The sequence below is a fragment of the Helicobacter mehlei genome (assembly GCF_007280785.1).
Taxonomy (GTDB): Bacteria; Campylobacterota; Campylobacteria; order Campylobacterales; family Helicobacteraceae; genus Helicobacter; species Helicobacter mehlei.
The window spans coordinates 16,289-36,819 of record NZ_VKGC01000013.1 but is presented as its reverse complement, the minus strand read 5'-3'; the positions used below and the strand labels follow the sequence as shown (position 1 = coordinate 36,819).

24 protein-coding genes and 1 tRNA gene are annotated in these 20,531 nt (G+C 45.6%); 14 read left to right on the top strand and 11 right to left on the bottom strand.

Annotated features, from left to right (window positions below):
* A partial coding sequence (locus tag FNE76_RS05625) for a glycosyltransferase family 25 protein (RefSeq protein ID WP_235895361.1) occupies positions 1 to 877 on the top strand: 877 nt, incomplete at its 5' end.
* On the opposite strand, the gene FNE76_RS05620 is transcribed toward FNE76_RS05625, so the two are convergent.
* The gene (locus FNE76_RS05620; protein WP_235852170.1) at positions 874 to 2,130 is read right to left on the bottom strand and encodes a glycosyltransferase family 4 protein; all 1,257 of its coding nucleotides are present in this window, start codon (positions 2,128 to 2,130) and stop codon (positions 874 to 876) included. The genes FNE76_RS05625 and FNE76_RS05620 overlap by 4 nt on opposite strands.
* Positions 2,131 to 2,265: 135 nt before the next feature.
* On the opposite strand from FNE76_RS05620, the gene FNE76_RS08270 reads away from it, so the two are divergent.
* Positions 2,266 to 3,546, top strand: a complete 1,281-nt coding sequence (locus FNE76_RS08270; protein WP_185963007.1) for a glycosyltransferase family 4 protein — start codon at positions 2,266 to 2,268, stop codon at positions 3,544 to 3,546.
* 75 nt (positions 3,547 to 3,621) lie between these two features.
* Here the strand turns inward: FNE76_RS08270 and serB are convergent, their stop codons facing one another.
* The 6 genes from serB to recA are packed head-to-tail and all read right to left on the bottom strand — an operon-like array spanning position 3,622 to position 8,629.
* Positions 3,622 to 4,236: a phosphoserine phosphatase SerB gene (gene serB, locus FNE76_RS05610; protein WP_120947496.1), complete on the bottom strand. Its 615-nt coding sequence runs from the start codon at positions 4,234 to 4,236 to the stop codon at positions 3,622 to 3,624.
* Positions 4,237 to 4,247: 11 nt separating this feature from the next.
* Positions 4,248 to 5,135 carry a pseudouridine synthase family protein gene (locus FNE76_RS05605; protein ID WP_120947495.1) on the bottom strand — a complete coding sequence of 296 codons (888 nt, stop codon included), beginning with the start codon at positions 5,133 to 5,135 and terminating at the stop codon, positions 4,248 to 4,250.
* Positions 5,135 to 6,766, bottom strand: coding sequence for a CTP synthase (locus FNE76_RS05600; protein WP_120947494.1), 1,632 nt, complete (start codon positions 6,764 to 6,766; stop codon positions 5,135 to 5,137). Before FNE76_RS05600 ends, FNE76_RS05605 begins: the two co-directional genes overlap by 1 nt.
* An 11-nt stretch (positions 6,767 to 6,777) precedes the next feature.
* Positions 6,778 to 7,374, bottom strand: coding sequence for an AMIN domain-containing protein (locus tag FNE76_RS05595; RefSeq protein WP_120947493.1), 597 nt, complete (start codon positions 7,372 to 7,374; stop codon positions 6,778 to 6,780).
* Positions 7,375 to 7,376: 2 nt separating this feature from the next.
* Complete coding sequence (locus FNE76_RS05590) at positions 7,377 to 7,577, bottom strand: hypothetical protein (RefSeq protein ID WP_235852169.1); 201 nt, start codon at positions 7,575 to 7,577, stop codon at positions 7,377 to 7,379.
* Between the two features lie 35 nt (positions 7,578 to 7,612).
* Positions 7,613 to 8,629, bottom strand: coding sequence for a recombinase RecA (gene recA, locus FNE76_RS05585; protein ID WP_120955605.1), 1,017 nt, complete (start codon positions 8,627 to 8,629; stop codon positions 7,613 to 7,615).
* Positions 8,630 to 8,741: 112 nt separating this feature from the next.
* Here recA and FNE76_RS08705 point away from each other — a divergent pair, with 112 nt between their 5' ends.
* The 9 genes from FNE76_RS08705 to FNE76_RS05550 all read left to right on the top strand — a co-directional run bounded on the left by FNE76_RS08705 (position 8,742) and on the right by FNE76_RS05550 (position 14,768).
* Positions 8,742 to 8,867 (top strand): hypothetical protein, encoded by a 126-nt coding sequence (locus tag FNE76_RS08705; RefSeq protein ID WP_268877229.1) that lies wholly within the window; start codon positions 8,742 to 8,744, stop codon positions 8,865 to 8,867.
* Positions 8,868 to 8,882: 15 nt separating this feature from the next.
* A complete protein-coding gene (gene thrS / locus FNE76_RS05580; protein WP_143928415.1) occupies positions 8,883 to 10,694 on the top strand; it encodes a threonine--tRNA ligase in 1,812 nt (603 codons plus the stop codon).
* Complete coding sequence (gene infC, locus FNE76_RS05575) at positions 10,691 to 11,206, top strand: translation initiation factor IF-3 (RefSeq protein WP_120955581.1); 516 nt, start codon at positions 10,691 to 10,693, stop codon at positions 11,204 to 11,206. The genes thrS and infC overlap by 4 nt, the downstream gene beginning before the upstream one ends.
* A 19-nt stretch (positions 11,207 to 11,225) precedes the next feature.
* Positions 11,226 to 11,417 carry a 50S ribosomal protein L35 gene (gene rpmI / locus FNE76_RS05570; RefSeq protein ID WP_013890184.1) on the top strand — a complete coding sequence of 64 codons (192 nt, stop codon included), beginning with the start codon at positions 11,226 to 11,228 and terminating at the stop codon, positions 11,415 to 11,417.
* Positions 11,418 to 11,490: 73 nt separating this feature from the next.
* Positions 11,491 to 11,841, top strand: a complete 351-nt coding sequence (gene rplT, locus FNE76_RS05565) for a 50S ribosomal protein L20 (protein ID WP_120947490.1) — start codon at positions 11,491 to 11,493, stop codon at positions 11,839 to 11,841.
* 176 nt (positions 11,842 to 12,017) lie between these two features.
* Positions 12,018 to 12,920: an outer membrane protein gene (locus FNE76_RS05560; RefSeq protein ID WP_120947489.1), complete on the top strand. Its 903-nt coding sequence runs from the start codon at positions 12,018 to 12,020 to the stop codon at positions 12,918 to 12,920.
* Positions 12,921 to 12,964: 44 nt separating this feature from the next.
* A tRNA-Sec gene (locus FNE76_RS08265) sits at positions 12,965 to 13,062 on the top strand.
* Entirely contained in the window at positions 13,057 to 13,917 is an 861-nt protein-coding gene (locus FNE76_RS05555) for a biotin synthase (RefSeq protein WP_268877228.1), read from the top strand. Before FNE76_RS08265 ends, FNE76_RS05555 begins: the two co-directional genes overlap by 6 nt.
* A complete protein-coding gene (locus FNE76_RS05550; RefSeq protein ID WP_407925316.1) occupies positions 13,917 to 14,768 on the top strand; it encodes a YihY family inner membrane protein in 852 nt (283 codons plus the stop codon). The genes FNE76_RS05555 and FNE76_RS05550 overlap by 1 nt, the downstream gene beginning before the upstream one ends.
* Here FNE76_RS05550 and nusB read toward each other — a convergent pair.
* The 3 genes from nusB to kdsA are packed head-to-tail and all read right to left on the bottom strand — an operon-like array spanning position 14,746 to position 16,443.
* On the bottom strand, positions 14,746 to 15,153 hold the full coding sequence (gene nusB, locus FNE76_RS05545) for a transcription antitermination factor NusB (protein ID WP_120947488.1): 408 nt from the start codon (positions 15,151 to 15,153) through the stop codon (positions 14,746 to 14,748). The genes FNE76_RS05550 and nusB overlap by 23 nt on opposite strands.
* Positions 15,153 to 15,620, bottom strand: coding sequence for a 6,7-dimethyl-8-ribityllumazine synthase (ribH, locus tag FNE76_RS05540; protein WP_104740603.1), 468 nt, complete (start codon positions 15,618 to 15,620; stop codon positions 15,153 to 15,155). The genes nusB and ribH overlap by 1 nt, the downstream gene beginning before the upstream one ends.
* Positions 15,604 to 16,443 carry a 3-deoxy-8-phosphooctulonate synthase gene (gene kdsA / locus FNE76_RS05535; protein ID WP_185963008.1) on the bottom strand — a complete coding sequence of 280 codons (840 nt, stop codon included), beginning with the start codon at positions 16,441 to 16,443 and terminating at the stop codon, positions 15,604 to 15,606. Before kdsA ends, ribH begins: the two co-directional genes overlap by 17 nt.
* A 92-nt stretch (positions 16,444 to 16,535) precedes the next feature.
* On the opposite strand from kdsA, the gene pyrF reads away from it, so the two are divergent.
* The 3 genes from pyrF to FNE76_RS05520 are packed head-to-tail and all read left to right on the top strand — an operon-like array spanning position 16,536 to position 18,968.
* Positions 16,536 to 17,222, top strand: coding sequence for an orotidine-5'-phosphate decarboxylase (gene pyrF / locus FNE76_RS05530; protein WP_120947486.1), 687 nt, complete (start codon positions 16,536 to 16,538; stop codon positions 17,220 to 17,222).
* Positions 17,222 to 18,040, top strand: a complete 819-nt coding sequence (gene panC, locus FNE76_RS05525) for a pantoate--beta-alanine ligase (RefSeq protein WP_120947485.1) — start codon at positions 17,222 to 17,224, stop codon at positions 18,038 to 18,040. The genes pyrF and panC overlap by 1 nt, the downstream gene beginning before the upstream one ends.
* A gap of 1 nt (position 18,041) precedes the next feature.
* Positions 18,042 to 18,968 carry a hypothetical protein gene (locus FNE76_RS05520; RefSeq protein WP_120947484.1) on the top strand — a complete coding sequence of 309 codons (927 nt, stop codon included), beginning with the start codon at positions 18,042 to 18,044 and terminating at the stop codon, positions 18,966 to 18,968.
* A 124-nt stretch (positions 18,969 to 19,092) separates the two neighbouring features.
* On the opposite strand, the gene FNE76_RS05515 is transcribed toward FNE76_RS05520, so the two are convergent.
* The gene (locus tag FNE76_RS05515; RefSeq protein WP_120947483.1) at positions 19,093 to 20,511 is read right to left on the bottom strand and encodes an SEL1-like repeat protein; all 1,419 of its coding nucleotides are present in this window, start codon (positions 20,509 to 20,511) and stop codon (positions 19,093 to 19,095) included.
* Positions 20,512 to 20,531: the final 20 nt, after the last annotated feature.

Below are 20,531 nucleotides of genomic sequence, written 5' to 3'. Positions count from 1 at the left end.
TACCCTGGCGCATCGTTTGCCCGGTTATTTTTGTTTGCCTAAAACCCCACCCCCGGCCCCCACATGCCCAACTTTTTTTTCAAAACCCCCCCCCCCCCCCCCCCAACAAGCAAGCAATCTTAAGCTTGAATTCCAAATTTTTGATGCCATCGATAAGCACAGCGATTATTTTAAAAGCGGATTGATTGAAAACTCCTATTCTCCTGAATGGCTCAAAGAAAGCGAATGGTCTAAAGGCACGCACGGGCGGAAGCTATTGCCCGAGGAGCTGGGTTGTTATGCTAGCCATTACATGCTGTGGCTCAAGTGCATTGAGCTTAACCGCCCCATCGTGATTTTAGAGGATGATGTGGTGCTCAAACCCCATTTTTATGAAAGTGTAGTGCATTGCGTGCAAAGCCCCTTTGATTTTGTGCGCTTGTTTGCCACCTTTTGGGAGATCAAAACCAAAAGATCGGCCATTGCCCACATGGGCGGGTCGCAAGTGTTGCCCACCGATCCCAAAGTTGAAGTGATTTTAAAAGAACATTTTTATCTATCATTCTTTCAAGTCCTCTCCACAGCTGCCTATTATCTGACTCCCAAGGCCGCAAAAGCCTTTGTGAGCGCGAGTTTGCACTTCACCGAGCCCGTGGATGTCTTCTTTACTTTAGTACATACCCACAAAATCCCCAATCTGACATACATCCCCTTGAGTGTGGGATTTAGTAAATACCACACGATTTCAACGATCGCATCAGATGATCCCACCTTATGGACCAGCACCCACAAACCCTCCATGCGATTCCTCACCCGCTTTTTAACCTCTGCTTTCTTCACGGCCCGCCGCTACTATTATTACCGCTTGTTTCTCAAACGCTACACCCATCTGCACTAAGAGTTTCTAAAAATGGGGGGGAGGATCTGATCGTAAGTGTGGTTTTGAATCGTGGCATGCAGAGTCTGGGCTATTTGGTGGTAATGTTGCGGGTCGCTAAGCAAAGAATCGATTTTGTGTGCCATTTCCTGGGGGGTTTGCACCACCAGATCGGCACAAAGTTGCTTGACTTGCCCAATATCCAAAGACACAAAGGGCAAGCCATATTGCATGCTCTCTAAGATCGCCAAGGGGTAGCACAGATGGGGGGCGGCGTGCAAAAACAAAGTAGCATGGGCAAAGAGGGCTAAGACTTGTGGGCGTTCTAAAAAATGCAAGAAAAACACGGGCTTAAAGCCATGTTGATCATCGAGCTCTTGCTTGCGGGCTTTGAGCATGCCCAAAGCCCGCCCGTCATTATAAGACCCGACAAACACCAAAGGGATTTGTGTTTGGCTTAAATAATAAGCTTGCAAAATTTGATCATGGTTGTTATGCAGGCTGTAATTAGAGACACTGAGCAAATAGGGGGTTTGCATCAGGGTTTCTAAATCCCCGCTAGGTTCTGTGGGCACGATTAAGGGGAGTTGCAAGCTCTTTGGGGGATAGGTCTGTAAAACCCCATGGGGTAAAATACCGACTTTGGAGCAAAGGGGGGCTAGAGTGTGGTGAGCATGCGTGTCTTGACTGAGGAAAAACACACAATCAAAGTCTTTAAGGTGCGCTTCAAGTGTGCGTTTGAGCCATCTAAAATAGTTCTTTTCTTTGCTCAAGCGGAGCAAGCAGATCTTGGCGATTTCCTTGATGCGCCGTTCCCACGAATTATCCTGCCATCTAGTGGGCGTATCCTCTAGCCGCAATATTTTTTTAACTTTCAAAGTGGGCAACAAATCATAGAGCAGATCGCATGCCCAGTGTAGGGTGTGGGCATTGGCAATTCCTGAGCAAAACAAGAGATCGCAATCAAAATGCGCCACAAAATCCCGATAAGTGGCAATCTCGCCCTTAGTCAAGTAGCCTTCCGTATAAATATGAAACCCGATTACAAACAGATTAGGGGCGATTTCTATGGCTTCTTTGGTGGTGTTTGCGCTGCTGATGCTGTGTTTTGTGCCCTCCCATTGGAGGATTTGCAACCCTAGAGTGTCAGTATCACTGGTGCAGACAAAAACGCTGTGCCCCGCCCTAGCAAGGGCTAGGCTCAAGTGGTAATCTGCCATTGCCCATCCTAGTTGCAAGGGGTAATACTGGCTGGTGCAAAAGAGAACGCGCATAGGAATCCTGGATTCAAAAATTTAGGGGATTATAACACAAGGGCTTGCTAGACCTGTTAATATTAGCACTATTTTGGTTTTAATCTAAGTTTAGCTAGTATGCCGGTATGATCCATTCTAGATTGAGGATACCCAATGGTTGTTCTTTACAGCACCGAGCAATATTACCCTCTACAGGCGGGCAGGGCCACCGCCGATTATAATCTCACTTATGCCCTAGCGCAAGCCGGACATGTGGTCTATGTGATCACAAACAACACCTATGGTCCGCTCCAGCTCAAAAGGGAGGGGGGCATCTCGATTGTTTCTAGTGGCTCGATACGCAGAGAAGCCATTGAAATTGCGCCCCGTTTGTTTGTGATCGAGATGGACATTTATTACAAAGAGGGCTGGAAGGGTGAGGTGGCACTCTATCAGGACTTTGTGCGTTACTTTGAGTGCGATCTATTCATCGCTTCTGGAATTTGGGCTTGGACAAGTGATCTGACCTTTGATTTGTTGCCTGTGTGCTCCGCTAAAAAGAAAATCTTGCGATCCCACGGGGAATATGCGCTCATATATGGTGGCCCCAAAGGCTTTGTGCAACATCTCAAACTTTGGGCTAAAAAAATTCTCTATAGTGCTGAACGCTATAGATTAAACGCCTATGTTCCCTTGTTACGCGCCAAACTCAAGCAATGTTTAAAAGATTATGATCGGGTCTTTTTCCTGCACAAGCGTAGCCATGGGTATGAGTATCTCAGACCTTATTGCCCCAACATTGATGTGTTGCCCAATGGGGTTTTTGAAAAAGATATTTGCCCGCCTAAAACCTTACCAAAAAGTTATTTGTGCCCACAACACAACACAACACAACACAACACAACACACAACCTACTAGAGAATTGGGGCGATGGGCCTTATGTGTTGAATGTTTCAAGCTACTACAAGGAAAAGGGTCAAGATGCCGTGCTAGAGGCTTACTACCGCAGTGAAGCAGACATTCCTTTGGTTTTTGTGGGGTTTTTAAATGCCGGGGATACCCTCGATTCTCTCAAGACTCTAAAAACACAGCTAGATCACACATACGGCACTAGAGAAGTGCATTTTTTATACCAACTCCCACGCGAGCAAGTGTTGGAGATTTTTAAAAAAGCCACACTCTTTTTGCATGCTAGTCATGAAGAGGGCTTCCCGATGGTGATTTTGGAAAGCATGCAATTTGGCATCCCCTTTATTTGCACCGATGTGGGCAATGTCCGGGATTTATGTGCAGAATTAATTATCAATAGCCCTCTAGAAATGGCTACAAAAATCAATGCCTTACTGGGTAGTCCAGATTATTACAACCAAATGTCCCAAGAATTGCACTATACGATTAAAGAATACACTTACGAAAAGATTGTAGGTAAGGTGGAGTCTGTGATTCAAGACTAATGGAATCAAAGAGGTTATTACAAAATAGGGGCTTATGCTCATAAACACAACAAAAACCGTAGGTTATCTTAGGAGTTAAGCATAATCCAAAATCTCCCTCAAGTCTAGGGTTTGTGCCACCACGCTGGCAGCTTTCTTGGTGATCTCTTTGGCATTAAAGGCGATGCTCAAGTTAGCTAATTTAAACATACTGATGTCATTAGCCCCATCACCTATAGCCAAGGTGTGTTCAACCTGTAATAACTCTTGCAAACTGGCTAGCATTTCTGCTTTAGAGTCGGCGCGCATCATGGGGCCACTCACTGCACCGCTCAATACCCCCTCTTTGGTGTGTAGGGTGTTACTAAAGTGCCCATCTAGCCCTAACTTCTCTTTAAAAAACCCAGTCGCCCATGTAAAGCCCCCGCTCAAGGACACCACCTTATAGCCCCTTTGGTGCAAGCCCTGCACCACTTCGTACGCTCCTATATGTAGTGGTAAGCTTTGGCAAATTTCTTTAGCCTTGCCCACATCCATGCCCTTAAGCATAGCCACTCTTGTTAGTAAGCTCTCATAAAAATCTGCCTTGCCCTCCATCGCTCTAAGCGTGCAATTCTTTACATCTACACCCACCCCATAAGCTTGGGCTAAAACCTCCAAAGTCTCGGCATTAACCAAAGTCGAGTCAAAATCAAAGACCGCTAATTTCATGGGATTCCTTTTTATTGTTGTTGGGGTAGGCGTAGGGCAAAAGATAGCCCCAAAAGTTTAAAATCTAAGCCCACCGCCTCTAGGGCTAGGTGGGTTTGCCAAGTAGCCCACTCCCCTAAAAAGTCTGCTTTCTTAGCGTCCAAATATGCCCGCGCCTTGTGATCTTCTGTATAAAGTGGTTCGCCTACAATGGGGAACCCCAGTGTACTTAAATGCAAACGGATTTGGTGGGTGCGCCCGGTTAGGGGCGTGATTTTTAAGTGGGTTTGCTTGGTCTTTGGGTTATAGCTTAGCATTTCTACAGTGGTCGCGCTGGATTTCCCTCTTGAATCGATTGTAGAGCGCACGCCCAAATCCCCCCGTATGCTAGCTGGTTCTAAAATGGGCAAGATCACGCTAAAAGCCCCGCTAGCATACAAACGCAAATCCCCTTGCACGCTGGCAAAATAAGTCTTTTGGATACGCCGCAAGCTAAACAACTCCCTTAAGGCGTTTTCGTGTGTCTTGCTTTGACTCACTAGGACTAATCCGCTGGTTTCATAATCTAGGCGGTGGATCAAGCGCGCTTGGGAGTTGTAGGCATAAATGCTTTCATATAGACTATGGGCGTGGTAGTTTTTGGGGTGGCTATAGAGGTTTTTGGGCTTGTAGTAAAGAGCAAAAAAGGGGGTGGTGAAAATGGGAGTAATTTCGGGTTTTTGGGCGGGTTTAAAAAAGAGCAGGCGCACGGGCTGATCTAAAATTTGCGCCTTGTGGAGTTTTTGCCCTTGCAGGGTGCATAAACGCCCCCGATCGATATGGCTTTGGGCTTGCTTGGAGCTACAAGCTAAAATCTCAGCCACAAATTTAGCCGCCTTTGTGGGGACTTTGGGCGTGAAAACTTCCTCAATAAAGGGCATTACATGCAAGCTTGCACAAAGGCTTTAAACAAAGGATTGGGGGCGATTAGGCGGGAGGTGAATTCGGGGTGGTATTGCACACCCAAAAAGAAGGGGCGATTGCGCAGACTCAAAGCCTCTACAATGCTTTGTTGGTCGTGATCGATGCTTGTAGCCACCACTTCTAAGCCATGTTCTTGATAGGCTTGTAAATAATGAGGGTTGATGGCGTAGCGGTGGCGGTGGCGCTCTAAGATATTCTCAGCATTGTAGATTTGGACGATTTGGGAGTCTTTTTTAAGGGTGATGCTGTGCGTACCCAAGCGCATGCTAGAACCCTTATGCGTGGTGTTAGCTTGGCTGTGGAGTAAATCCACCACCTTATGAGGAGCATTTTTGTCAAACTCGCTAGAGTGTGCCCCACTCAAGCCCAGCACATGCCTAGCAAATTCCACGACCATGAGTTGTGCCCCCAAACACACCCCAAATAAGGGGACATGGTTTTCTCTAGCATAGGTTATTGCATTAATCATGCCCTCAATTCCACGATGCCCAAAGCCACCCGGGATCAAAATCCCTTGCAAGTCTTGCAAAGTATGGGCGATGCGTTGTTTTAATTGCATATCGCTTTCGCCCTCTTGGTTTTGCAAATCTTCGCTATTGATAAAGATCACCTCGACCTTCACTTTTAAGTGCGCTCCCACACAGACCATGCTTTCCAAATAGCTTTTGTACGACTCACCCAAATGGACATATTTCCCCACGAACCCAATTTTGAGCGCGCGTTCCGGATTTAAGATGTGATACACCAAGTCCTCCCATTGCTGGAGGGCATGTTGATCCAAAGAGGCTTTTAGGTTAAAATGCCTAAAAAGCGCGTCTAAAAGCCCCTCTTGCAAGTAATGCGTTGGGCAGGCATAGATGGTGGGCGCATCTTTGGCTTGGATGACATTTTCCACACACACATCGCAACTGCTGGCAATCTTGGTCTTGATCTCAGGGCTTAAATCTTGACTACAGCGCGCTAAAATGATATTGGCACTCACGCCCAAACGGCGTAATTCAATAATGGAGTGTTGGGTGGGTTTAGTCTTGAGTTCATGGCTGGTGGCAATGAGGGGCACTAAAGTTACATGGATATTGGCCACTTGTTTAGAACCTAGAGCATTTCTAAGTTCCCTAATGGCTTCTAAATAAACCATGCCCTCAATGTCACCTACCGTACCCCCCACTTCCACGATTAAAAAATCCTTGCCCTCCCCCAGTTTTAAAATGCGTTCCTTGATCTCTTCGACAATGTGGGGGATCACTTGGATTGTCTTGCCCAAGTATTTGCCCTCTCTCTCCTTTTCAATCACGCTCAAATAAATTTGCCCTGTGGTGAAGTTGTTTGCCTTAGAAAAGTCCTTGTTTAAAAAACGCTCGTAATGCCCGATGTCTAAATCAGTTTCGCTCCCATCAGCAGTTACAAAAACCTCGCCATGCTCAAAAGGACTCAGCGTGCCCGGATCTACATTGATGTAGGGGTCGATCTTTAAAATATCCACTTTAAAGGCACAGAGTTTTAATAAATACGCCAAACTACTAGAGGCTACTCCCTTGCCCAAAGAACTCAAAACCCCTCCCGTGATAAAAACAAATCTCGTTTTCATGCTTCCTTCTTCTAATATAAATTGACAACTAGGTAATTGTCCTTTTGATCGATCTTATACTGGTATTGCCCATCTAAAGTGATAATGAAGCGGTAGAAGTGGTCATGGGTGTTAATGGCGATGTTGCGGACATATTTATGCTTGATGGGCAATTCCTGCCTCAAATCCTTTACCTTGCGATCAATATCGATAACGAGCCGATAGGGGTTAATGAGCACAAAGGATCGCTGGATACTATCTGCCGTCCTCAAATAAAGTTTATTATCCCGAATCCAAAACTCATACCCTCCAATGTTATAGGTACTCTTCTCGGGTTGTAAAAGCGCGCCTTCTTGGGTGAGTTTGAGCGGGTAGTGCCAGTCGATGTGTTGGTTAATATCCACCTCTTGGGTGTGGGTTGTACCATCCAAATCTTGGTAGAAAATGGTGATTTTAGAGAGGACTCTAGCGGTGGTGGGCAAAGAAACCTTAATGGACTTAAAATAATCAAATACCTCATCTTTAGGGAATTTGGTATCGGCGCGTTGGGCTTTCTTTAAGGGTACAAAGGGATTATCTCTAGCCTCCAACACGCTCAAAACCAACAAGATACCCAGCCATTTGGACATATTCACTTCTTTGGTTCTAGTTCTTTGAGTTCAAAGAGTTGTTTTTGGAGTTTGGCATTTTCATATTGCAAGTTCTGCACGGCACTTTGCAACATCCCTTGTCTCTGTTCTAGCGCATTTAACACCTCAAAGGAGTTATTTCCAAAAAATAACCCACCTAGGTAAATGCCTAGCGCAACCAATGCACCAAAAAACAACAACACCCACCGGTATGAATAAATAGACTGCCACACCCACATCAATCAAAGACTTCGGGATGTCTATCCGTATTGAAGAATTTTTCCTTGATCTTGTTGGCGATCTCTAGAGCTAGATCGGGATCGTTTCTCAAGGTCAGCTTCGCCGCTTCTCTGCCCTGCCCTAGTTTCCTATCTAAGTAGCTAAACCATGCCCCGCTTTTTTCCACCATGTCTAACTTCACCCCATAGTCAATCAACTCGCCCTCATAGCTAATCCCCTCGCCATACATCACATCAAATTCGGCTTCTTTGAAAGGCGGAGCAACCTTGTTCTTCACCACTTTAACCTTAACCCGGTTGCCAATCGGGTGTTCGCTAGCCTTGAGCGTGGCGATGCGGCGGATGTCAAGACGCACGCTGGCATAAAATTTCAACGCATTGCCTCCAGTGGTGGTCTCTGGACTCCCATAGCCCATCGTGCCAATTTTCATGCGAATCTGGTTGATAAAAATTAAAATCGTGTTCATTTTGTGCAAAATACCCGTGATCTTACGCAAAGCTTGGCTCATCAAGCGGGCTTGCAAGCCCACATGCTGATCACCCATGTCCCCCTCAATCTCAGCCCGCGGGGTGAGGGCCGCCACTGAATCAACCACGATCACATCCACTGCCCCACTGCGTGCCAAAGCCTCTAGGATTTCCAAAGCTTCCTCGCCCATATCCGGTTGGGAGATGAGCAAGTTATCTGTATCTACCCCTAAGTTTTTAGCATATTTGACATCTAGGGCATGCTCGGCATCGATAAAAGCACAAGTACCCCCCAATTTTTGCGCTTCGGCAATCACATGCAAAGCTAAGGTGGTTTTCCCACTGGACTCGGGTCCATATATTTCCACGATACGCCCCTTAGGCACGCCCCCGATACCCAATGCCAAATCCAGCCCCAAAGAGCCCGTGGGCGTGGCTTCAATACGTTCCACTTCTTTGTCGCCCAAACGCATCAAAGCACCCTTGCCAAAAGTCTTATCAATCTGCTTGATCGCCAAATCCAACGCCTTTTGTCTTTGTTCATCCACGCCAAGTCCTTTTAGATCAAAAGCCACATTCTAACACCTTGCGCCTTAAACAAAGGTTTATCTTTTATGTGGCACAATTAGGGGCGATTTTTTGCTTTTTTAAGGGCTATGCATGGTGAAGTTTTTGGTATTTTTGGGTACGCTCTATTTGAGCGGGTGTCTGCAACCCATGGATGGCCCACAAGCCGAAAAAGTAGATAAACAAGTGCAATGCGGGTTTGGCTCGAGTGGATGTTAAGATAAAAGGATCAAATTGGCAGAGGTGATTGGTGTTAAAAAAGAGGGTGTTATCTATGATTTGCAGAGCGCACAGGATTTAGGCATTCAAGGCGATCCCATCACCTTTGGGGAGGAGCCCGAGGCTTTGGAGATTTTGAGGCACTCTTGCGCGCATTTACTAGCCCAAGCGATCAAGCAACTCTACCCCGATGCGCAATTTTTTGTCGGCCCCGTAGTCGATGAGGGGTTTTATTATGACTTTAAGACCCAAGCTAAAATCTCTGAGGAAGATTTAGCCGTGATTGAAGCCAAAATGAAAGAGATCGCCAAAAACAAACACGCCATCATCAAGAGCAATTTAACCCGCAAGCAAGCCCTAGAACGGTTTAAAGATGATACACTCAAACACGCCGTGATGTCCAAAATTGAGGGGGATTGTTTGAGCGTCTATGCACAAGGTGGATTTGAAGATCTCTGTAGAGGTCCCCACTTGCCCCACACGGGATTTTTAGAGCACTTCAAGCTGACCAAATTAGCCGGGGCGTATTTGGGCGGTGATGAAAAGGCGGAGATGTTGCAACGCATTTATGGGATCGCCTTTGCCAAAAAAGAGAGTTTGAAAGCCTATTTAACCCAGCTAGAGGAAGCCAAAAAAAGGGATCACCGCAAATTAGGGCAGGAGTTGGGACTATTTTGCTTTAATGAGGATTTGGGGGCGGGCTTGCCCATATGGCTACCCAATGGCATGCGTTTGCGCAAACGCCTAGAGGATTTATTGAGCCAAGCCCTACTCAAATATGGCTATGAGCCTGTGCGGGGGCCCGAGATTTTGAAAAGCTCGCTTTGGCAGACCAGCGGACACTATGACAACTACAAAGAAAACATGTATTTTACGACCATCGATGAGATCGAATATGGGATCAAGCCTATGAATTGTGTTGGGCATATCAAGGTCTATCAACATGCCCTGCGTTCTTATCGGGATTTGCCCTTGCGTTTTTACGAATATGGCGTGGTGCATCGGCATGAAAAAAGCGGGGTTCTACATGGGCTTTTAAGGGTGCGTGAATTTACCCAAGATGATGCGCATATTTTTTGCCGTTTTGATCAGATCAGAGCGGAGGTGCAAGCCATTTTGGAATTCACTAAAAAAGTGATGGGGGCTTTTGGGTTTGCCTATGAAATGGAGCTTTCTACTAAGCCAGAAAAGCACATTGGTAGCGCACAAGTGTGGGAGCAAGCCACAGATGCTCTAAGGCAAGCCTTAGAGAAGCAGGGGATTAACTTCAAGATCGATGCAGGCGGGGGGGCATTTTATGGCCCTAAGATCGACATTAAGATCACCGATGCGATCGGGCGTAAGTGGCAATGTGGGACCGTGCAGGTGGATATGAATTTGCCTGCGCGTTTTGCTCTGAGCTACACTAATGAGCAAAGCCTAGAGGAACAACCCGTGATGATCCACCGTGCGATCTTGGGCTCTTTTGAACGGTTCATCGCGATTTTGACCGAACATTATGGCGGGAATTTTCCCTTTTTTATTGCGCCCGTGCAAATTGCTTTAGTTCCCGTTTCACAAGACCAGCTAGAATACGCTTTAGCCCTCAAAGATCAGCTAGTGGATTTGGGGCTATTCGTGCAAGTGGTGCATAGAAATGAGACTTTAAGCAAGCGCATTCGGACTTTAGAAAAGCAGAAAGTGCCCTTAATTGGTGTCATTGGGGCTCAAGAAGTGCAGGATCGAAGCCTAGCAATTCGGGATCGGGCTTTAGGTAAACAATATTCGATGAAAATGGAGGCATTAATCAACATGGTAAAGGGTAAGATGCAAGAGGTTAGTTTTTGAGCAAAGAAGAAGTGTTGCTAAATGATGCGATTGATTTTAAGCAGGTGCGTTGTGTGGGCGATGGGGGGGAGCAGTTTGGAATCCTATCTTCTAAAGAGGCTTTAAGGATCGCGCATTCTAAGGGCTTGGATTTGGTTTTGATTGCAGCCAATGCCAAGCCCCCCGTGTGTAAGGTGATGGATTATGGCAAATATTGCTACCAAGCCGAAAAGAAGCTCAAGGAAGCCAAGAAAAAGCAAAAGCAGATTGAGATCAAGGAGATCAAACTCTCCACCCAGATCGCCCAAAATGACATCAACTACAAGATCAAGCATGCTCGGGAGTTCATTGAAGAGGGCAAGCATGTGAAGTTTAAGGTGGTGCTTAAAGGTAGAGAGAGTAACGACCCCAAGGCGGGCTTGAGCGTGCTTGAGCGGGTGAGAGACATGATGAGTGATATTGCCGATGCGCAAAAAGAGCCCAAGAGCGAGGGGCGTTTTGTGATGTGGCTTTTTGTGCCTCAAAAGAAATAAATTTATGAAAGGAGAGCAGATGCCTAAGATGAAGACCAATCGTGGGGCAGCCAAGCGTTTTAAGGTGAAAAAAAATCTCATCAAACGCGGGAGTGCTTTTAAAAGCCACATTTTGACCAAAAAAAGCCCCCAACGCAAGGCTAATCTCAACGCACCCCACTATGTGCATAGCACCAACATGCACGCTGTGGCAAGCATGTTGTGTCGCTAGCTTAAGTTTTCCCCCTCCAAGCGCAAGCTAAAAAGGGTTAAGATCAACACACCTCAAAAGGTAAAGGAAAAAAATGAGAGTCAAAACAGGCGTTGTGCGTCGCAGACGGCATAAAAAAGTTTTAAAGCAAGCCCGTGGATTTTACAGCGGGCGTAGGAAGCATTTTAGGAAGGCCAAAGAGCAATTAGAACGCAGTTTGTGTTATGCCTTTAGGGATCGCAAACAAAAGAAACGCACTTTTAGGAGTCTATGGATTGTGCGCATCAATGCGGCTTGCCACTTGCACAATACCAGCTATTCCAAGTTCATGCACGCTCTCAAAAGTGCCAATATTGAGTTAGATCGCAAGATTTTAGCCGACATGGCAATGAACAATCCGGGTGCTTTTGAAAAGCTGTTTAACCAAGTGCAGGCGCATCTGTAAGATAATGAGCAATAGCCATTTTGTGGCTATTGCTACAGAAATTTTTAAAATAATATTGTTTTTTTGGTTACCTCTATCTCTTTTGATTAATAAAAATTTTTAATTTTTTATGCTAGAATGAAAATCTCAAACTTCTAAATTTTTAGATTTTAAGAAACTTAGAGTTAAGGATAGCAATGAAAAAATATATGGTGGCGGGCGCAATTCCCCTAGTAGCGGTGTTGTTAGCAGCTGAAGAGGGTCCGGGGCAAAAGCCACAGATGGCTAAAGCGAGCACCCATAAAAAGGTGCGCGCCTCTCAGGGTAGGCATGGCGAAAGAAATGGGTTTTTTATGGGGGCAGATTACCAACTAGGCATGATGAGCTCCACCGAGCAGGCTTGTAGCATGGTTAAGAACCCCAACAGCTATCTTGGTGCTCCAGCACAGATTAGTAGTTGTGATGGCAGTCGCCAACAGGTTAATGTCGGCACAGTGGATAAACCGATTTGGAACACCGTGTGGGGCAATATGGGGAAAAAAAGCTACATGGGTTATCTGAATGGCAAGTCCTATGTAACCAATGGGTTTGGAGTCTTGATGGGCTACAAGCATTTCTTTAAGAAGTTGCCCGAGCTAGGCTTGCGCTATTATGGATTTTTTGATTATGCCGGCACAGGCTATCGGTATTTCAAGCAACTAGGTGGTCCATTGCACTACCAACAGACCAATATCTTTGCCTATGGTGTGGGGACGGACATTCTCTTTAACCCCAAGCCCTTTAACAAAGAAAACTTCCACTTTGGTTTCTTCTTGGGTGTGGCCATCGGGGGGACTTCCTTTGGGCCCACTAGCAAATTCTTTAATCAGCTTCTCCAAACATATGGAACCCACATGCGCCCCTCTAACTTCCAATTCTTTGTCAATGGTGGATTGCGCGTGGGGAGTAGGCACAACGGGTTTGAATTTGGGATCAAAATCCCCACCATTGGCACAAACTACTATTATTCCAACGGAGCAAAAGCGGCGATGAATACACCCTATTCCTTGACCTTGCACCGCAACTTTGTCTTCTACTGGCGCTATATGGTGAGCTTTTAAAGCTTAAAGCACCTATTAGCTCTGCTCTGCTATCATAGGGGGTGGAGAGCGAGCGTCACTGGTGTGGGCCTTGGGCTTCAAACCCAATGGGTGTTTAGGTGTTCTAAGCACCGCAAAGTTCGATTCTTTGGCTCTCTTGCCAAAAAAAGGTTTTTTTATGCAAGAGATTTTCTTATGTTCCATTTCCAATGTCAGCAGTGGGGATTGTAGCGAAGATTGCGCTTATTGCACGCAAAGTTCCCACCACCAAGGCCAAATCCGCCGTTACAAATACAAAAAAGAAGAAGATGTTCTACAAGAGGCTAAGGCTCTGCGCGCCCTAGGGGCTTTGGGCTTTTGCTTAGTAACCTCGGGTAGAGGGCTAGATTCCAAAAAATGCGACTACATCGCTAGGTTGGCGCGCACTATCAAGCAAGAGGTGCCCGATCTGCATTTGATCGCTTGTTGCGGGCGTGCCGATGTGGATTCTCTGCGTTTTTTAAAAGAAAATGGCATTGATAGCTACAACCACAATCTGGAGAGTTCCCAAAATTTCTTCCCCCATATCTGTAGCACCCACCCTTGGGAGGAGCGATTCAGCACTTGTGAAAACACCCTTAAGGCGGGCTTGAGTCTGTGTAGCGGGGGGATTTTTGGACTGGGCGAAAGTTTTGAGGATCGCATTGACTTATTGCGCACCTTGCAATCTTTAACCCCAGCCACCACGCCTATTAACTTTTTTATCCCAAACCCCTCCTTGCCTATTAAACAAAACGTGATGAGCGCACCAGAAGCCTTAGAATGCCTCGTTCTAGCCAAAGAGTTTTTACCCAAAACACGCCTCATGGTCGCTGGGGGGCGTGAAGTGGTCTTTGGGAGCGACCAACAGGGTATTTTTGATTGCGGGGTAGAGGCGATTGTGTTAGGTGATTATTTGACCACTAAGGGTGATGCGCCTAAAAAAGATTTGGAGAGGTTGCAAACTTACGGGCTAAAAATCGCGACTAGCTGTCATTGATCAAGGCATTTTTTAAACATCTGGCACAAAGTGTACTGGGTTTTTGTTATCTGTGTTCTTACTTTATAGATGATAAGGTCAAAAGGCAATTTGAAGCGATCGCCTCTATTTTTTACTATGCCTCTTCGCTGAGTTTCTACACGATCTTATCTTTTTCGCCCATTTTAATTTTTGTCGCCCTTTTTTTGATCACCCCCTTTGCCAAAAGTTTTGAGCTTGAAACCTTGCTCTTTCCCGATAGTCCCGATTTTATCCAAGCGAGTCGTTCCTTTTTGCACTCATTCATACAAAATAACCGCACTTTGGGTGTGGTGCAAATTGCCTCCATTGCGCTCGCCTTTTTCCTCTTTTGTGAGAATTACCGCGACATTGCCTCTAAAATTTTCCACGCCGAACCTAGAGATTATTTTTATTTTAGGGGTAAAAGGATTTTTGTGTTTTGGGGGTTTGGCACGGGCATTGTATTTTTAATTGTCCTACCCTTAATCATTCTCTATGAAATCAAGGTCCAAGCCATCACCAATAACCCCGTGTTGCTCTCTTTTTTGCGTTGGGTGGGGACTTATGTTTTTTGTCTGTTCTCTTTTTTAATGCCCACTAACAAGGTTTTCAAACGGCTATTATACCCCTTATTGTGGAGCCTGATCACGAGCATTTGTTGGAATGTGATGAAATGGGGGTTTGTTTATTACATTCTTTATAACCACACTTATCGCGAACTCTATGGATCGGTGTCGATTCTATGGTTTTTGATGTCCTATATTTACGCCTCGTGGTTACTCTTGCTTTTGGGCATGCATGGCTGTGAGGTGTGTGATCAAAATAGCACTAAGAAACCTCTATTTTCTTAGATAAAGCGTCTAAAACGGCGTTAATGAGTTTGGGAGCTTGTTCCTCCCCGTAATTTTTAGCCAGCTCAATGGCTTCGTTAATCACAATAGGGGATTTGGTGCTGGTGTGCAAAATCTCATAAGCCCCCAAGCGCAAGATCGCCCGTTCCATGCTCCCCATGCGTTTTAAATCCCAATCTTTGAGTAAGGGTCTCAAGGTGTTATCCAAGCTTTCTAGGCGTGTCAGCGTGCCTTCTAAGAGCTCGAGTGCAAAGCGTTGCTGGGCGTTCTTAATTTTCCTCTCTTCTAGTAAACTGGGAGCTAGATTCAAAATCGCCCCATTCCCGCTATCAAAGGCATAGAGCAAACCCACCACCGCCTCTCTAACTTGGCTTCTAGTTGCCATTAGATCAAGGTGTAGAGATTGAGCAGTTCAATCAGCGCATCCATCGCCTCAAAACCCTTATTGCCTGCCTTGCTCCCAGCGCGCTCGATGGCTTGTTCGATATTATCGGTGGTGAGCAATCCAAAGCTAACAGGGATTTTGTATTTGAGCGTGGCATTGGCAATCCCCTTTGTGGCTTCTGCGCTCACATAATCAAAATGGGGAGTCCCGCCCCGAATCAAGGCTCCTACTACACAGATACCATCGTATTTGGCACTAGCTAGCAAGCGATCCAACACAAAGGGCAATTCATAAGCCCCGGGGACTTTCACAATACTCAAATGATCCAAACAACCCCCGTGGCGCTCAAAACTATCCAGCGCGCCCTCAATGAGTCGATCGGTGATGATGTGGTTAAAACGCGCGGCTAAAATGGCAACTTTCTCGCTACCCTTTAAAAAAAGTTTACCTTCAATGCTGTGTGGCATGTTTATCCTTTTGGTGGTTTAAAGATTGGTTGCACTCTTGCAAAGCCAAGAGATCGCTAGCTAAGTCTAAGAGATGAGCGGTTAAAATCATATTGGGTCCATCGCTTAGGGCATTTTGTGGATCAATGTGGGTTTCCATAAAAAACCCATCCACACCCACCACTGCCCCAGCCTTAGCCAAGTAGGGCACAAAGGAGCTATCCCCTGCGCTCTTACCCCCCGCCCCCCCGGGCATTTGCACGCTATGCGTAACATCAAAGATCACAGGCGCAAAGGTGCGCATGATGACCATTGAGCGCATATCCACGACCAAATTTCCATATCCAAAACTTGCCCCCCTTTCGCATAAATAAATGCCATGCTCTAAACACGCCTCATAGGTGGGTGTTTCATGCTTGTTTTTTGCCCGTGTATTTAAAGCCTTAAGCGCGCTGTATTGCATGTCCTTAGGGTGCATGAACTGCCCCTTTTTGATGTTGATTATGCGTTTAGTCTGTGCAGCTGCAACAATCAAATCAGTTTGGCGGCACAAAAACGCCGGGATTTGCAAAACATCGACCACTTCAGCCACAGGACCTGCCTGCACGCTCTCATGGATGTCGGTTAAGAGTTTGTAGCCAAATTTGTTTTTGATGTCCCCTAACATTTGCAAGCCCTTTTGTAGTCCCGGACCTCTGTAGCTCTCTAAACTGGTGCGGTTAGCCTTATCAAAGCTGGCTTTGAAATAAAAATCAAACTTGGGGTTGGAGGCTAGAGGTTTGAGTTCTTGGGCGATCTGCTCTAAAATCTCCCCACTCTCAATCACACACGGACCAGCAATCATCACACTATTAGGCAAGAATCATCCTTGTTTTGAAGTGTGCTATAATACCAGCTTGTCTGTATGGATTTGCTGAAAACGCCAAAGGAGAGTGCATGCAACTATGTTTGGCTTTGGATTTGGAGAGTCAAGAGGCATGTTTGAATCTGTTAGAACAGCTTAAGGGGCTGGATCTGTGGATCAAATTAGGCCTGAGGGGGTTTATTAGAGAGGGACCTAGTTTTTTAGAACGCATTAAAAACATCGATTTGGGCTTTAAGCTCTTTTTGGACCTCAAATTACACGACATCTCTTACACCATGCAAGAGGCGGTGTTAGAGTGCGCTAAGCTGGGTGTAGATATGCTTACTGTGCATGCTAGTAGCGGTGGAGAAGCGTTAAAAGACGTGGTGCAAAGCTTAAGAAATTTTCAAGGTAAAAAACCCTTGTTGATGGGTGTAACCCTGCTAACAAGTCTAGATGAATCCCAAGCCCATGCAATCTACCATGCCCCCCTCTTGGATCAAACCCTCTATTTAGCCAAATTGTGTTTTGATTGCGGTTTAGATGGAGTGGTCTGCTCGGTGCTAGAGAGTCTAGCCATCAAGCAAGCCACCAGCACGCAGTTTTTGACGCTGACCCCGGGGATTCGCCCGCCCAATACACCTCTGGGCGATCAAAAACGCGTGGGCACGCTTGCAGATGCCAAAAAGGCACACGCTGATTTCATTGTCATGGGGCGCCCCATCTATGGCGCATCTAACCCCCTGGAGATCACCCGCCACATTTTGGAACAAATTTAATGCAGGTTTTACACACATACCAGGAACTCCAAGTTTTTAGAAAATCCCTAGACTCCGTGGGCTTTGTCCCCACGATGGGTGCGCTCCACCCCGGACATGCCAGTCTCATTACGCGTTCCAAACAAGAAAACCCCCAAACGATTGTCTCTATTTTTGTCAATCCCACCCAATTTGGTCCTAATGAGGATTTAAGTCGCTACCCTAGAGACTTAGAGGCAGATTTAAAGTTGTGCCAGAGTTTGGGGGTTGATGGGGTATTTGTGCCCACTGTGGCAGAGCTCTACCCTTTTGAGCATGCTATCACTTTAAACCCCGCCTCGGATTTATTGGGCCATGAAGCCGAACACAGACCCACGCATTTTAACGGAGTCTTGCAAGTGGTCTTAAAACTTTTTAACCTTGTGTGCCCCCAAAAAGCCTATTTTGGCAAAAAAGATGCCCAACAACTCTTGCATGTCCAACGCTTAGTAGCTGATTTCTTTTTAGAGATTGAGATTGTGCCCTGTGAGATTGTGCGTGATCACGATGGTTTGGCTTTAAGCTCACGCAATGTTTATTTGAGTGCTTCCCAAAGACAAGAAGCCCTAAAAATCCCCCAAGCCCTAGAGCGTATGCAGATAGCCTACCAACAAGGCATGCGTGATACGGCTAGTCTTATCCGAATTGGTCTAGACACCTTGCAAGGCTTGGAAGTGCATTATCTCAGCATTTGTAACCACAATTTAGAACCCCTAGCCCAAGTCAAATCCAACCAAACCCTCATTTTGTGCGCTGTGCAAGTGGGGCAGGTGCGCTTGTTAGATAATTTATGGGTGTGAGATGAAACAGGCAGATATAGACATTGTGGTGGAGGTGCTTAAAATCATTGGAGAACCCATTAATCCTAATCATATTTACGCTAAAGCACAAGAGTTGCACCAGCATGGCGAAATTAAACACATGTTTCAATGGGACGGTAAAACTCCTTGGGCAACTTGCAATAGTGCTATTGTTACCGCCCTCAAAAAAAACCCCGACAAACTCCCCTTTGTCAAAGTGCAAGCCAAGCCCGCTTTAATCGCCCTCAAAGGTCAAGATTTCCCTCCGCCTAAACCCACTTCTAAAGAACAACCTCCAAAAGATCTGATTTGTAAAGAACGGGATTTACACCCGCGCCTAAGCTACATCGCCTACCACCAATGGGGGCTTTACACCAAAACCATTTACCATGAGGAGAGCAAGAAAACTAAAAAAGGCATAGATAAGTGGATTTACCCGGACATGGTGGGGGTGTTTTTTGCCTATAAAGACTTTAAATCCCCCAATGTGCACAGTTTTATTAAAAAGTTTGATACTTTGCCCATTAAGTTGGTGAGTTTTGAGCTCAAAAAAGAGCTCACCCTGATTAATTGCAGAGAGGCGTATTTTCAGGCGATCAGCAATAGCTCATGGGCACATGAAGGCTATTTGGTGGCAGGCACGCTTGATAGAAATAACAAAGACTTAATGGAATTGCTCAAACAGCTTAATCAGAGTTTTGGGATCGGGGTGATTACCCTAGATATAAAATCCATTGGGCAAAGTGCGATTTTATTTAACTCCAAAGAGGAAGACAATTTAGATTATCAAACGCTGGCTAAATTAGCCCAGCGCAATGAAAATTTTGACAAATTCCTTAAAAGTGTGGCTGATTTTGAGATCGATAATCCCGAGCGTTATGAAAAGGAGTTTGATAGCATTCTTAAAGATTTGCCCTCTCTAAACTAGGGGTTAGACAAGTTGCTTTTTATCATCGTTTGACACCATGCGCATTGACATACGTATCGCCCAAGTCCTGATAGGCTAACACATAGCCAATCTTAGTCGCTTTTTCAAATGTTCAAGACCTCGGCTAATCTTTTTCAACCCCCTCGCCCACAACATACATATGCCCCACTTGGTAAAGCGCATGTGCATTGCCTAAATCTGCGCCCTTTTTGAAATATTCTAGGGCTTTTTTGTAGTCTTTGACAACCCCCTGACCCTTGTAATACATGTTGCCTAGATTCAAATAGGCTTCATCATTGCCCATGTCTGCGGCTTTTTGGTAGTATTCCAATGCCTTAAAATAGTCCTTGCCCACACCCAAACCATCGCGATACAAGTTGCCCAAGCCTAAGAAACCATAGGAAGTCCCCATGTCTGCGGCTTTTTGGTAGTATTCCAACGCTTTTTCGTAATCTTTTTTAACACCTTCCCCCTTTTCATACAGGTTTCCTAAACCGGCATAACCCTCAGCAACCCCTAAATCTGCGCCCTTTTGGAAATATTCTAGGGCTTTTTTATAATCTTTCTTGATTCCTTCCCCCTTCTCGTGCATAATTCCTAAACCTATATAACCCCTAGCATCTCCCAAATCTGTTGCTTTTTGGTAATATGTAGTCGCCTTTTTGTAATCTTTGGTAACACCATGCCCATTGGCATAGACAAGCCCCAAACTTGTATAGGCTTCAGCTACCCCTAAGTTAGCCGCTTTTTGGAAATATTCCAACGCCTTTTTGTAATCTTTTTCTACTCCATTACCCCGTGCATACATCCATCCCAGTGCACGATAAGCCATACCATTCCCTGCATTGGCGGCTTGTTGGAAGTATTCTTTAGCTTTTATATAATCTTTAATCGCCCCCTTGCCCTCGTAATACATATTCCCTAAACTCCAATAAGCCCGCGTATCCCCCAAGCTTGCGGCTATGATATAACATGTCCATGCCTTGGAGTAATCCCTAGAAACGCCTTGACCCTTGTAATACAATTGTCCCAAATAATAGCTAGCCTCCCCATCCCCCATATCTGTACCCTGTTGGTAATATTGGGCGGCTTTTTGATAATCTTGAGCTACGCCATGTCCCTCAGCATAGGCAAACCCTAATTTTGTATAGCCCTCAGCGATCCCCGCATTGGCGGCTTTTTGGTAGTATTTTAAAGCCTTGTTGTAATCCTTGCTCACGCTCGTCCCATTGTAATACATCGATCCTAAAATCAAATAAGCTTCAGAAACACCCATATTTGCAGCTTTTTGGTAGTATTTGAAGGCTTGATGCATATCTTGATGAGTCCCCTTAGCGCTTTCATACATCAGCCCTAAAGCAAGATACCCCATAGCCTCACCCGCATTAGCGGCTTTTTGAAAGGATTCAAATGCCTTGTTATAGTCCCCTTGCTTATAATAGGTCCGCCCCTGTTCAAGCAGATCTTGCGCACTCTGTGCCCCACACAGCCCTACAGACAGAACCAGCACCCCGATAAAGTTTAATAAACGAATCTTTGACAAACTAGCTCCTTTAAAAGGGA

Coding starts and splice junctions, on each gene's coding strand:
- FNE76_RS05595 (WP_120947493.1), bottom strand. CDS start 7,374: ATGTCCAAATGGCTGGGTATCTTGTTGGTTTTGAGCGTGTTGGAGGCT.
- kdsA (WP_185963008.1), bottom strand. CDS start 16,443: ATGATTGCTGGTCCGTGTGTGATTGAGAGTGGGGAGATTTTAGAGCAG.
- pyrF (WP_120947486.1), top strand. CDS start 16,536: ATGCAACTATGTTTGGCTTTGGATTTGGAGAGTCAAGAGGCATGTTTG.
- FNE76_RS08705 (WP_268877229.1), top strand. CDS start 8,742: ATGGTGAAGTTTTTGGTATTTTTGGGTACGCTCTATTTGAGCGGGTGT.
- FNE76_RS05560 (WP_120947489.1), top strand. CDS start 12,018: ATGAAAAAATATATGGTGGCGGGCGCAATTCCCCTAGTAGCGGTGTTG.
- rpmI (WP_013890184.1), top strand. CDS start 11,226: ATGCCTAAGATGAAGACCAATCGTGGGGCAGCCAAGCGTTTTAAGGTG.
- FNE76_RS05520 (WP_120947484.1), top strand. CDS start 18,042: ATGAAACAGGCAGATATAGACATTGTGGTGGAGGTGCTTAAAATCATT.
- panC (WP_120947485.1), top strand. CDS start 17,222: ATGCAGGTTTTACACACATACCAGGAACTCCAAGTTTTTAGAAAATCC.
- nusB (WP_120947488.1), bottom strand. CDS start 15,153: ATGGCAACTAGAAGCCAAGTTAGAGAGGCGGTGGTGGGTTTGCTCTAT.
- rplT (WP_120947490.1), top strand. CDS start 11,491: ATGAGAGTCAAAACAGGCGTTGTGCGTCGCAGACGGCATAAAAAAGTT.
- serB (WP_120947496.1), bottom strand. CDS start 4,236: ATGAAATTAGCGGTCTTTGATTTTGACTCGACTTTGGTTAATGCCGAG.
- FNE76_RS05605 (WP_120947495.1), bottom strand. CDS start 5,135: ATGCCCTTTATTGAGGAAGTTTTCACGCCCAAAGTCCCCACAAAGGCG.
- FNE76_RS08270 (WP_185963007.1), top strand. CDS start 2,266: ATGGTTGTTCTTTACAGCACCGAGCAATATTACCCTCTACAGGCGGGC.
- ribH (WP_104740603.1), bottom strand. CDS start 15,620: ATGCCACACAGCATTGAAGGTAAACTTTTTTTAAAGGGTAGCGAGAAA.
- FNE76_RS05600 (WP_120947494.1), bottom strand. CDS start 6,766: ATGAAAACGAGATTTGTTTTTATCACGGGAGGGGTTTTGAGTTCTTTG.
- FNE76_RS05620 (WP_235852170.1), bottom strand. CDS start 2,130: ATGCGCGTTCTCTTTTGCACCAGCCAGTATTACCCCTTGCAACTAGGA.